Annotated in this window: 8 protein-coding genes; 2 read left to right on the forward strand and 6 right to left on the reverse strand. The window is 71.2% G+C overall.

Annotated elements, in window-relative coordinates; genetic code table 11:
* Nucleotides 1-17 precede the first annotated feature (17 nt).
* Together ACZ56V_RS35785 and ACZ56V_RS35790 are read left to right on the forward strand one after the other, a co-directional pair.
* Nucleotides 18-1,145: a PDR/VanB family oxidoreductase gene (locus ACZ56V_RS35785; RefSeq protein ID WP_467383257.1), complete on the forward strand. Its 1,128-nt coding sequence runs from the start codon at nt 18-20 to the stop codon at nt 1,143-1,145.
* Between the two features lie 80 nt (nt 1,146-1,225).
* Complete coding sequence (locus tag ACZ56V_RS35790; RefSeq protein WP_468947829.1) at nt 1,226-1,891, forward strand: TetR/AcrR family transcriptional regulator; 666 nt, start codon at nt 1,226-1,228, stop codon at nt 1,889-1,891.
* Between the two features lie 221 nt (nt 1,892-2,112).
* On the opposite strand, the gene ACZ56V_RS35795 is transcribed toward ACZ56V_RS35790, so the two are convergent.
* The 6 genes from ACZ56V_RS35795 to ACZ56V_RS35820 form a co-directional block, all read right to left on the reverse strand.
* Nucleotides 2,113-2,469, reverse strand: a complete 357-nt coding sequence (locus ACZ56V_RS35795; protein ID WP_398913955.1) for a 5-carboxymethyl-2-hydroxymuconate Delta-isomerase — start codon at nt 2,467-2,469, stop codon at nt 2,113-2,115.
* A 55-nt stretch (nt 2,470-2,524) separates the two neighbouring features.
* Complete coding sequence (gene pulA / locus ACZ56V_RS35800; protein ID WP_468947796.1) at nt 2,525-7,969, reverse strand: pullulanase-type alpha-1,6-glucosidase; 5,445 nt, start codon at nt 7,967-7,969, stop codon at nt 2,525-2,527.
* 107 nt (nt 7,970-8,076) lie between these two features.
* The gene (locus tag ACZ56V_RS35805; RefSeq protein ID WP_398913958.1) at nt 8,077-8,637 is read right to left on the reverse strand and encodes a GNAT family N-acetyltransferase; all 561 of its coding nucleotides are present in this window, start codon (nt 8,635-8,637) and stop codon (nt 8,077-8,079) included.
* A gap of 88 nt (nt 8,638-8,725) precedes the next feature.
* Nucleotides 8,726-10,408: a glycoside hydrolase family 13 protein gene (locus tag ACZ56V_RS35810; RefSeq protein ID WP_467383253.1), complete on the reverse strand. Its 1,683-nt coding sequence runs from the start codon at nt 10,406-10,408 to the stop codon at nt 8,726-8,728.
* A 113-nt stretch (nt 10,409-10,521) separates the two neighbouring features.
* Nucleotides 10,522-11,433, reverse strand: coding sequence for a sugar ABC transporter permease (locus ACZ56V_RS35815; RefSeq protein WP_398913962.1), 912 nt, complete (start codon nt 11,431-11,433; stop codon nt 10,522-10,524).
* A 13-nt stretch (nt 11,434-11,446) separates the two neighbouring features.
* A complete protein-coding gene (locus ACZ56V_RS35820) occupies nt 11,447-12,451 on the reverse strand; it encodes a carbohydrate ABC transporter permease (protein ID WP_104630878.1) in 1,005 nt (334 codons plus the stop codon).
* Nucleotides 12,452-12,512: the final 61 nt, after the last annotated feature.

Below are 12,512 nucleotides of genomic sequence, written 5' to 3' on the forward strand. Positions count from 1 at the left end.
GTCAGTACATTGACGCCATGTCTAACAAGCCTGTCCCCCTCATGGCACGGCTGCGGAAGCCGACGGCTCTGCTCCTCGCGGCCGGTGCGGCGCTGGTCGTGCGCCGGGCGCTGCGGCGCCGGGTCCAGGGATCGCCGCTGTGGCCGCTGCCCGCGCTGGAGCCGCCGGTCTCGGGGCGGCCCCGCTCCCGTGCGCTGACCCTGCTGGTGACCGCGCACGAGCGGCTGGCCGACGGGGTGGTGCGGCTGCGCCTGGAGGGGACCGACCTGCCGCGCTGGGAGCCGGGCGCCCACCTGGACCTGGTGCTGCCCTCGGGTCTCGTACGGCAGTACTCGCTGTGCGGCGACCCGGAGGACACCTCGTCGTACACCGTCGCCGCGCGGCTGGTCGAGGACGGGCGGGGCGGCTCGCGCGAGGTGCACGAGCAGGTGCAGGAGGGCACGGAGCTGGAGGTGCGCGGGCCGCGCAACCGCTTCCCGCTGGTCGAGGCGCCCGCCTACGCGTTCGTCGCCGGGGGCATCGGCATCACGCCCCTGCTGCCGATGCTGCGGGCGCTGCCGGAGGGCACCGACCGGCGGCTGCTGTACGGCGGGCGGACGCGGGCGTCGATGCCGTTCCTGGAGGAGATCGAGAAGCTGGACGCGGACGGCGGGCGAAGCGAGATGGGGGTCCCCCCGGCCGGAGGCCGGGGGATGGTCACCGTCGTCGCCGAGGACGAGGACGGGCGGCCCGATCTCGACGCCTTCCTGGCGGACCTCCCCGAGGGCGCGGCCGTGTACTGCTGCGGCCCGGAGGGCCTGATGGCGGCCGTCACCGAACGCCTCCCGGCGGGCGCCGCACTGCACCTGGAGCGGTTCGCGCCGCGTACGACGGCCGACGGCGACGGGGAGTTCGAGGTGGAGCTGCGCCGCAGCGGGCGCACGCTGACCGTGCCCGGCGACTCCTCGGTGCTGGCCGCCGTGCGCGCCGAGCTGCCGAACACCCCGTACTCCTGCGAGCAGGGCTGGTGCGGGACCTGCCAACAGAAGGTGCTGGAGGGCGAGATCGATCACCGGGACGAGCTGCTGACCGACTCGGAACGCGGCGACTCGATGCTCATCTGTGTCTCCCGGTGCCTCGGTACCCGGCTCGTACTCGACATGTGAACGCCGATGTCCGGTCCGGCCCGTTCGGGGCCGGATTCGATCGGTAAGGTGTTCGTATGACTACCGGGGTACGCCGCAGAATGGGCGTCGAGGAGCGGCGGCAGCAGTTGATCGGCGTCGCGCTCGATCTGTTCAGCCGCCGCTCGCCCGACGAGGTCTCCATCGACGAGATAGCGTCGGCGGCGGGCATCTCGCGCCCGCTGGTCTACCACTACTTCCCCGGCAAACTCAGCCTGTACGAGGCCGCGTTGCAGCGTGCCTCGGACGACCTGGCGGCCCGGTTCGTGGAGCCGCGCGAGGGCCCGCTGGGCGCGCGGCTGCTGCGCGTGATGGGACGCTACTTCGACTTCGTCGACGAGCACGGCCCGGGTTTCTCGGCCCTGATGCGCGGCGGCCCGGCCGTCGGTTCCTCGACGACCAACGCACTCGTGGACTCCGTACGGCAGGCCGCGTATGTCCAGATCCTTTCGCACCTGGACGTCACCGAGCCGCCCGCGCGGCTGGAACTGGTCGTCCGCTCCTGGATCTCGCTCGCCGAGTCGACGGCGCTGATCTGGCTGGACGGGCGTCGCATCCCGCGCGCGGAGCTGGAGGCGCAGCTCGTGCACGACTTCGCCGCGCTGCTGGCGGTGAGCGCCGCCTACGACGAGGAGATGGGCGCCCTCCTGCGCCGCGTCATCGCGGAGGAGCCGGCCGACGGCCCCTTCGGGAACCTGGTCGGCCGGCTGATCGCCCTGGCCGGTTAGGGGGTGTCGTTTGGATCTTGCCGGGGTCGCGGGGCCTGGCACGCACTCCCCCACTGCCTGAAGGGCGTGGGAGGTGCCCCCAGCGGCGTTGTCGTCACTCGCCGACGCTCCGCGTCGACTCGCTCCTCCGCCTTGCAGCTGCACGCACCAGACCCCGCTCGGGTCGGCCACAAGGCACCGTCGCCCGGAGCCGGCCTGATCCAAACGACACCCCCTGGGCCCTAGCCCTCGAACTTCCGGTACGAGGGGTCCAGGTCGCGGACCTCGGCGGAGGCGTGCAGGGCAAGGCCGTCGCCCGGCTTGGCGTACTGCCGCAGCAGTTCCAGCACGGCCTCGGTCAGCCGCACCTTGGTCTCGTCGGTGCGCCCGGCGAGCAGCCCGAGCGTGACGTGCACGACGGCGTGCCCCTCGGTGTCCGGGCCGACCACGGTGTCCTGGGTGCGGCGGAACTGCGTCTTGCAGGCCGGCGGCTTCGCGGCCGCGATCTCGACGACCGCCTCGTGCAGGGCCCGCGCGAAGGCGGGCCGGTCGAAGTCGTCGGCGAGCCGGTCGGAGTAGTCGACGGTGATCTGCGGCATGAGCCCTCCCGTTGCGTCAACAGCAGGGCTCACCCTAACCGCAGTCCTCCTGCCCTCAGCCGGCCCGCTGGAACACGGCGACCGTACGGGCCGGCACGGTGAAGGTGCCGGTCTTCGCCGTGTACGCCGACTCCTTCACCACCGGGTCCGCGCCCGCCGCCTGCACCGGGTGCAGCCGGTAGCCGGTCCCGGCCGCCGCGTCGACGCGCTGGTCCTGCCGCTCGGGCGTCGCGTTGAAGACCACGACCAGGTCGCCGAGGCGCATGGTGATCACGCCGGGCGTCTCGTCCTCGCCGGCGAGCGGGAAGGAGAGCCGGGACTGGACCTGCCCGGCCGTGGCGAGGGAGAAGTCCCTCTCGCCCGTACGGATCTTCAGCAGGTCCCGGTACGCCGCCGAGGCGCCGGTGATCTGCGGGCAGCCGACCCGCACCGAGCCCAGCAGGGGCTTGGCGTAAGGCCACTTGTCCTGGTTGTCGGCGGCCGGCGGCAGGCCCCGGCCGAAGCCGTTGCCGTCGGCGCAGTTCCAGTGCAGGGCGTTGAACCAGTCGCCGCTGTCGTAGGAGTTGCGGTCCAGCGACTTGGAGCGCAGCAGGTCGGTGCCCGCCTGGGAGAGCGCCGGGCCCTGCGAGAGGGCGGCGGTGGCCAGGGCGAGGACCTGCATGCGGGCCCGGTCGTCGGCGGACGTGTCCTTCGGCAGCTTGAAGGCGAGCGCGTCGAACAGGGACTCGTTGTCGTGGGCGTCGGCGTAGGCGAGGGCGTCGCCGGGTGCCGCCGCGTATCCGGCGGGGGCGCCGTTGTAGTCGACCTCGGAGCCCTTGACCTCCTTGCCGTCGGTGTCGGTGAAGGCGTAGTCGGCGAGGTTGCCGGTCAGCCCGACCTTGATCAGGTCCTGGTAGTGCAGCAGGCGGGCCTTCTGCTCGGCCTCGGTGCCGTTGGCCGTCGAGGAGTTCGGGTCGGTGTAGAGGCCGGAGGCGAAGCCCTGGACGCCGGGGTCCTCGTCGAAGGGGCCGCCGCCGCGCACGGCGTCGCGGGCCCGGTCGGAGAAGGTGGCGATGCCGGTGCCGGCCATGTTCTTCTGGGTGGCCTGGACGAAGCGGGCGTCGTCGGCGACCTCGCCGAAGTTCCAGCCCTCGCCGTACAGGATGATCTTCTTGCCGTCGACGCCGTCCTTCGCGAGGGTCAGCTCGTCCAGGGCCTTCCTGACCGCGAGGATGTTGGCCTTCGGGTGGTGGCCCATGAGGTCGAAGCGGAAGCCGTCGACCTTGTACTCCTTGGCCCAGGTGACGATCGAGTCGACGACGAGCTTGCCCATCATGGCGTTCTCGGTGGCCGTGTTGGCGCAGCAGGTGCTGTTGGCCACGGAGCCGTCGGGGAGCAGCCGCTGGTAGTAGCCGGGGACGATCCGGTCGAGGACGCTGGTCTCCGCCTGTCCGCTCGCGGCCGTGTGGTTGTAGACGACGTCCATGACGACGCGCAGGCCGTCGTCGTTGAGGGCCTTGACCATCTTCCGGAACTCGACGGTGCGCCCGGTGCCGTCCGGGTCGGTGGCGTAGGAGCCCTCGGGGACCGTGTAGTGGTACGGGTCGTAGCCCCAGTTGAAGGCGTCCTTCGCGGCGGTCTTCGTCACGCACTCCTGCTGCTTCTCGGAGTCGGCCGGGTGGGCGGCGAGGTCGCAGTCGGGCGTCGTCTGCTCGGACTTCCTCTCGGGGACGGTGGCGATGTCGAAGGCGGGCAGCAGGTGCACGTAGGACGTGCCGGCCCGGGCCAGCTCGCGCAGGTGCTTCGAGCCGTCGCTCTTCTCGTCGGTGAAGGCGAGGTAGGTGCCCCGGTGGTCCGCGTCCGCCGTCGGGTCGGCGACGGAGAAGTCGCGGATGTGCAGCTCCTGGATCTGGGCGTCCCTGAGCGGCACCGCCTCGGGCTTGTCGTAGCCGGCCCAGCCGCGCGGGGCGAGGGAGCGGTCGTCCAGGTCGACGACGAGGCTGCGCTCGGAGTCGGTGGTCAGGGCGAGCGAGTACGGGTCGGTGACCTTGTTGGTGACGACCTTGCCCGCGGTGGGCGCCCAGACCTTGACGGCGTACCGGTAGGGCTTGCCCTTCCAGGACTTCGGGCCGGTGACGGACCAGACGCCGGTGGCGTCGTCGCGCCGCATCCGCACGGTGCGGTCGCCGATCTCCAGGGAGACGTCCTGCGCGGTCGGCGCCCACACGGAGAGGGTGGGCCTGCCGTGCCGGAAGACCGGGCCGAGGTCGGCCCCGGTCGCCCGGTCCGCGTACAGGTCGTCCAGGGCGCCCGCGGTCTGCACGCCCGTCGCCGCGAGCAGGGCGCCGGTGGCGGTGCGCTGGGAGGCGACGACCTGGCCGCGCAGGGCCTCGCGGGCCCGGTCGCGGTCGCGCGGGTCGACCGACCAGGCGGTGTACTCCTTCAGGTGCGGGAACTTCGCCTTCTGGGCGTCCGTGAGGGCGCTCCTCGTGAGGCGGAGCCACCGCTGGTCGTCGCCGGTGAGCCTGCCGTCGGCGGCGGCGACGGAGCCGGTGCGGGAGGCTAGCAGCTGGGTGGAGGCGGCGCCTTCGGAGCCGTTCCAGGCCACGGTGTTCCGGTCGATCCAGACCGCCTTGGAGGTGGTGAGGTCGACGGCCGCCGCGGAGCCCGCGGGCTGCGGCAGCAGGTACTGCTCCTGGCCGCTGAGCAGCCACACCTCGTGGCCGTCGGCCTTGAGGTCGAGGGCCTGGTCGGTGGGGAGGTCCTTCTCGTCGCCCTGGTGGACGATGTAGCTGAGGCTGCTCGCGCCCTCGGTGAGGGGCACCTCGAAGACCGCGCCGTAGGCGTCGGTCCTGACCAGCTGGAGCGGCTTCGCCCAGTCGGTGGGATTGGCGGCGTCGCCCCAGACGTGCAGGCCCCAGCCGTCGTAGTCGCCGTCGGCGCGGTGGTAGTGCAGTACGGCCTTGGTGGTGTCCTGGGCGGGGTATTCGGGCCGCTCCGTGGCGACCTGCTCCTTGCCCTGCTCGATCCACACCTCGCCGGTCCGCGTGACGTCGATGGTGCGGTCGGCGGCGACGTCCTTGTCGCCGTCCTTGTCGATGACGAGGAAGCCGACGTTCGACGCGCCCGGCTTGAGCTTGACGTAGGCGAAGGCGCCGTAGGCGTCCCGGCCGGTGAAGGGGTGGCTGTCCGGCCAGGTGGTCGCCTCGCCGTCGGCGAGGTCGCCCCAGGCGTACAGGCCCCAGTCGTCGTAGTCCCCTCCCCCAGAGCCGGAAGCCTGGGAGGTACCCCCAGCGCGCTTGTAGTGGACGACCGCGTAGTCCCGGGAGGCGGCGGTGGGCACCTCCTCGGCGGGCGGGGTGCCGGTGGTGGAGGCGGCGGTGGCGCTCGCGGTGCGGCCCGCCGAGTCCACCACGACCGCCTTGTAGCGCAGGGCGGTGCCGGCGGGGGTGTCCGCGTCGATGGTGTGGGTGACCTTGTAGGGCGCGTGGTCGGCGGTGCCGAGGGTGCGCCACTTCCCGTTGCCGGTCTGGGCGGCGAAGACGACGCGGTTGAGCTGTCCGCCGTCGACGTCGGCGGTCAGCTCCACGGTGCCGGTGGCGCCTGCGGCGGGAGCCCGGAGGGTGACGGTCGGCTCGGTGGCGGGCCCGGAGAGCGGACCCGCGGCCTTGAAGACGACGGCCGACCCGGCCGGGACGGTGACCGTGACCTTGGTGTCGGGGCTCGACCTCACGGTGGCGTCGGTGCCGTAGAGGCCGTGGAAGGTCATGCCGGGCGTGCCGGTGGCGAAGGTGGCGGTCTTCGCGGCGTCGGCGTTGTTGAAGGCGACGACGTACTCGGTGCCGGTCTTCGCGTCGGTGCGGGAGAAGGCGTAGACGCCGGGGCCGTCGGCGGCGTACCGCTCGGTCTGGACGCCGTCGGCGAGGGCGGGGTGGGCCTTGCGCAGCTTGGCGAGGGCGCTGATCTGCCGGTAGAGCGGTGCGCTCGTGTCGTAGGCGGCCTCGGCGTGGGTGCGGTCGGTGCCGAGCTGGTCGTCGTCGAGGTAGTCGGCGGTGCGGGAGGCGAACATGGGCTGGCGGGCGTCCTTGTCGCCGCCGGCGCCGGTGAAGCCCTGCTCGTCGCCGTAGTAGATCACCGGGTTGCCGCGGCTGAGGAACATCAGCTCGTTGGCGAGCCTGTCCTTCTTCAGCAGCTCGGCGTCGGTGGCCTTCGGGTCGTCCTGCTCGAGGAAGGTCCCGATGCGGCCCATGTCGTGGTTGCCGAGGAAGGTGACCTGCTCGTACGCGTTGGCCTTGCCGGTCGTGTACTTGTAGTCGTCGCCGAAGACCGAGGCGAGCTTCCGGGCGCTGCCGCCCTGGGAGGCGTAGGCGCGGGCCGCGTCCTGGAAGGGGAAGTCCAGGGTGGAGTCCAGGCGGCCCTCGGTGACGTAGGGCGCGGTGACGGAGGTGTCGGCGGAGTAGACCTCGCCGAACATGAAGAAGTCGTCACGGCCCTTCTTGGCGGCGTAGGCGTCCAGCGCGGTCGCCCACTGGGTCCAGAAGTCCATGTTCACGTGCTTCACGGTGTCGATCCGGAAGCCGTCGATGGCGAAGTCCTTCACCCACCGCTGGTAGATCTTCTCCATGCCGCTGACGACCTCGGGCCGTTCGGTCCACAGGTCGTCGAGGCCGTTGAAGTCGCCGTAGGTGGCCGACTCGCCGGCCCAGGTGGAGTCGCCCCGGTTGTGGTACATCGCCGGGTCGTTGAGCCAGGAGGGGACCTTGAGGTTCTTCTTGGCGGCCGGGACGACCGGCGTGCGCGGGAAGGAACCGGCGTCCACGCGCGGGAAGCGGCCCGAGCCGTCGGCGTGGTCGGCGTCGTCGAAGGGCTGCCCGTCCTTGGTCAGGTAGGGGAAGGCACCCTTGGAGAGGTAGTCGTAGGACTTCTCCTCGTAGTCGACGACGTCGGCGGTGTGGTTGGTGATGACGTCGAAGAAGACCTTCATGCCCTTGGCGTGGGCCTTGGAGATGAGGTTCTTCAGGTCCTGGTTGGTGCCGAAGTGCGGGTCGACCTGGGTGAAGTCGGTGATCCAGTACCCGTGGTAGCCGGCCGAGGCGTTCTCACCGGTCCCCTGCACGGGCTGGTTCTTGAAGATCGGCGCCATCCAGATGGACGTGGTGCCCAGGCCCTTGATGTAGTCGAGCCTCCCGGTCAGGCCCTTGAGGTCGCCGCCCTGGTGGAAGCCCTTGTCGGTGGGGTCGTAGCCGGTGGTGAGCCGGGTGCCGGTCAGGCCGCCGCGGTCGTTCTTGGCATCTCCGTTGGCGAAGCGGTCCGGCAGGACGAAGTAGAACTGCTCACGCGTCAGGTCGTGGCGTGCGGCGGTCTTCGCCAGCTTCGCGTCGGACGGGGGCGCGGGCGGGGCGTCCGCCCGCGCGGCGAGCGGGGGAAGCAGGGCGGCGGCGAGCGCGGTCACGGTGACGGCCGCGACCCGTCTCACTCGTGCGGTGCGGCGCGTGGCGGGCACCGGCCATCTCGGTATCACAGGCGTGAGCTCCTTGCGAGTACGGCTCGTTCGGGTCCGACCCCGGCGAGACCGTAGCGCTGCCGCAAGTCTTGCGGCAAGAGTCTTGAAAGCATCGGAAAGAACTTTCACACCCGTCGGCCGTGCCGCCGCTCGGCGTCCGGAGCGGTAGTCCACAACTGCTCGAAGTCGTGTACCTCACCGCTCGGTTGCATGCCCAGCGACCGGGCGATCCCGGCCGACGCCCGGTGCTCCGGATGCACATGGGCCACGAAGCGCGACACTCCCCGCTCGCGCAGCCACAGCGCCATGGTGGCGGCGCCCTCCTTGCCGTAGCCCTCGCCCTGGAAGTCGTGACCGACGACCCAGGCCAGCTCGGCCTCGACCCGGTCTGGACCGGGCCGGTGGAGCGTTGCCTGCACCGTGCCGACCAGCCTGCCGTCGGTGTGCCGACGCAGCATCCAGTTCAGCCAGCCCTGCCGGCCGTCGGGCGACTGGCCCACGGCCTGCCGTCGGTAGCGCCGCTCCAACTCCTCTCCGGTGGGCGGAGAACCGCCGATCCACCGGTGCAGACGCACGTCGTCGAGGAAGTCCACCGCTTCACGGGAGTGTGCGACCGTCAGGGGCTCCAGCTGCACGCGGGCTCCCCGCAGCGGGGCGGGGGCCGGCCAGGAATACGTCTCGGACATGGGAGCTGTCTACCGCACACCGGTCGCCGAGGGCCCGCCACTTCCTCGTCCGGCACGTGGCGGGCCCTTGGGCGGTCCGGGGGTGGCGTCAGGCCCTGGTCCACCACACCGTGGTGTCCGCCGGTACCTTCGCCTCGCCGGCCGCCTCGGTGATCTCCCCGCTGGCCAGCAGGACGCGCCCGTACGCGGGCATCGCCACGGACTCGCCGGTGGTGTTGGCGACGCACACGAAGTCGCCGCGGCGGAAGGCGACGACGCCCTCGGGGGCACGCAGCCACTCGACCGCGTCGCCCGCGCCGAGGTCGGCGGTGGAGCGGCGGACGGCCAGGGCCTCGCGGTACAGCTCCAGGGTCGAACCGGGCACCCCGGTCTGCGCCTCGACGCTCAGCTCGCCCCAGCCCGCCGGCTGCGGCAGCCAGCTGCCGCCGTCGCCGAAGCCGTAGGAGGAGCCCTCACGGGTCCACGGGATCGGCACCCGGCAGCCGTCGCGGAAGCCGTCCTGGCCGGCGCCGCGGAAGTACGCCGGGTCCTGGCGTACCTCGTCGGGCAGGTCGACGACGTCCGGGAGCCCCAGCTCCTCGCCCTGGTAGACGTAGGCCGAGCCGGGCAGGGCCAGCATCAGGAGGGTCGCGGCGCGGGCCCTGCGCAGGCCCAGTGCGCGGTCGCCGGCCAGGCGGATCTGGGTGCCGAGGCCCGCCGGGTTGGCGAAGCGGGTGGCGTGCCGGGTGACGTCGTGGTTGGACAGGACCCAGGTGGCGGGGGCGCCGACCGGGCGCATGGCGTCCAGCGTGCGGTCGATGACCGTGCGCAGCTCCTCGGCGTCCCAGTGGGTGCCCAGGTACTGGAAGTTGAACGCCTGGTGCAGTTCGTCGGGGCGGACGTAGTTGGCGGTGCGCTCGACGGTCGGCGTCCACGCCTCCGCGACGAAGATCCGCTCCCCGCTGTACTCGTCGAGGATGCGCCGCCACTGGCGGTAGATCTCGTGCACACCGTCCTGGTCAAAGAACGGCATGACATCGTTGCCCAGCAGCTTCAGCTGCTCGTGGGAGCCGAGGTCGGGCAGGCCCTCGGCCTTCACCATGCCGTGCGCGACGTCGATGCGGAAGCCGTCCACGCCCATGTCCAGCCAGAACCGCAGGATGGAGCGGAACTCGTCGCCGACGGCCGGGTGCTCCCAGTTGAAGTCGGGCTGCTCGGGGGCGAACAGGTGCAGGTACCACTCCCCCGGCGTGCCGTCGGGCTCGGTGACCCGGGTCCAGGCGGGGCCGCCGAAGATGGACTCCCAGTCGTTGGGCGGGAGTTCGCCGTTCTTCCCCTTGCCGGGGCGGAAGTGGTAGCGGTCCCGGGAGGGGGAGCCGGGGCCCTCGGCCAGGGCGCGCTTGAACCACTCGTACTGGTCGGAGGAGTGGTTGGGCACCAGGTCGACGATGATGCGCAGGCCCAGCGCGTGGGCGTCGCGGATCAGCGCGTCGGCGTCCAGGAGGGTGCCGAACATGGGGTCGACGGCCCGGTAGTCGGCGACGTCGTAGCCGGCGTCGGCCTGCGGGGAGGCGTAGAAGGGGCTGAGCCACACGGCGTCCACGCCCAGGTCGCGCAGGTACGGCAGGCGGGTGCGGACACCCTCCAGGTCGCCCATGCCGTCGCCGTTGCTGTCGGCGAAGCTGCGCGGGTACACCTGGTAGATGACCGCGTCCCGCCACCAGTCGTGGCGCTCGGAGACGGTGGCGACGGCGGAGGTGGGGGCCGGTGCGGCGGAAGGCTGCTGGCTCATGTCGTCCTTGGTACGTAACGGAGTGGAGGCGTGGTGGCGCGAGAGGCGGCCGGCCGCGGTGCAGCGGGGTCGGATGGGCACCGCGGCCGGACGTTTTCCGGGTCGGGCGGCGATCAGCCCTTCGTGCCGCCCGCGGTGAGGCCGGTCACCAGGTTCTTCTGCACGAGGTAGAAGAACGCGGAGACGGGTATCGCGACGAGCACGGCGGTGGCCGCCATCAGGTTGCGCTGCGCGTCGTGCTCGCTGACGAAGCTCTGCAGTCCGACGGCGAAGGTGTACTTCGTGTCGCTCAGCATGAACGTCGAGGCGAAGGCGACCTCGCCGAAGGCCGTGATGAAGCTGTAGAAGCCGGCGACCGCGAGGCCCGGCCGGGCCAGCGGCAGGATCAGCCGGAAGAAGGTGCCGAACGGGCTCAGCCCGTCCACCCGCCCGGCCTCGTCGATCTCGAACGGGATGGTGTCGAAGTAGCCCTTGAGCAGCCAGGCGCAGTACGGCACCGCGGTGGAGCAGTAGACGAGGATCAGGCCGAAGTAGTTGTCGATGAGCTGGAGCTTCGACAGGATCTGGTACATCGGCACGATCAGGACCGCGATGGGGAACATCTGGGTGACCAGCAGGACCCACATGAGCTTCCTGTAGCCCGGGAAGCGCATCCGCGAGACCGCGTAGCCGGTCGTCGCGGCGACCAGCACGCCGATGACGGTGGTGCCCAGCGAGACGATCAGCGAACTCTTCAGCCAGTCGAAGAAGTTGGTGTCCTGGAGCACGAACGCGTAGTTGTCGAAGGTCATCTTCGACCAGATGCGTCCGGGGTGCAGGTAGTCGTTCTTGTCCGGGCCGAGGGACAGGTAGACCAGCCAGGCGACCGGGAAGAGCGCGACGAGGCTCGCGAGGGTCAGCACGCCGTGGGAGGCGAGGGACGCGGCGCGGCTGCGTTCGCCGCGGCGGCGCACCTTGCGCGGCGGCGCGGCGGGCGCGGTGATCTGCTCGGCGGGGGCCTGGGTGGGCGCGGTGCTTGTACTCATGGCGGCTCCTGCCTCAGTTCGCGAGCTGCTGCTCATTGCGGTTCAGCCAGCGGCGGTAGAAGGAGGTGAAGACGATCAGGATGGCCAGCAGCAGGATGCCGTAGGCCGCGGACTGCGCGAAGTCGCGCGGCTGCTGCCCGAAGCCGAGCTGGTACGCCCAGGTGACGAGGATCTGCGCGTCGGGGGCGGTGTTGCCGAACAGCAGGAAGATCACGGCGAACTGGTTGAAGGTCCAGATGATGCCGAGCAGGACGACCGTGGAGCTGACGGACCGCAGGCCGGGCAGGGTGACGTAGCGGAAGCGCTGCCAGGCGTTGGCGCCGTCCATCTCGGAGGCCTCGTAGAGGCTGTTGTCGATGGACTGCAGGCCGCCGAGGAGCGAGACCATCATGAACGGCACACCGCACCAGGTGTTGACCATGATCGCGGAGAAGCGCTGCCAGAAGGTGTCCTCCAGCCATGCCGGCGTCGGCAGGTGCAGCCAGTCCAGGGCGGAGTTGATGATGCCCTGGTCGGCGAGCATGAAGCGCCAGCCGAAGACGGTGACGAAGGTGGGCACGGCCCAGGGCAGGACCAGGATCAGCCGGTAGAAGGTGCGGCCGCGCAGCTTCTGGTTGAGCAGCAGGGCGAGCCCGAGGCCGATGAAGAAGTGCAGGCCGACGCAGACCGCCGTCCACACGACGGTCCAGATGAAGTGCGACCAGAAGCGGTCGTACGCCGTGGGGCCCCACAGGATGTCGGCGTAGTTGTCCAGGCCGACGAACTTGTAGGTGGCCTCGATCTCGTTGACGCCGATGGTGCGCGCGCTGTTGAGGCTGTTGGCGTCGGTGAGGGTGAGGTAGAGGCCGTAGCCCAGCGGGTACAGCACGAGGACGCCGATCACGACGGCCACCGGCGCGATCATGGCGTAGGCGTACCAGTGCTTCTGGTACCCGTCTTTCAGACGCCGGCCGAGGCCGGGCCGCGGGGTGCGGTCACCGCGGCGCTTGCCGGTCGCGCGGTCGATGGCGACTGTCATGGTTCGACACCTTCGGGAGCATCGGGAAGGTCAGGGGTGAGCGGTCGGGGCGGGGCGCACG

The organism is Streptomyces sp. NPDC034099 (genome assembly GCF_055575415.1).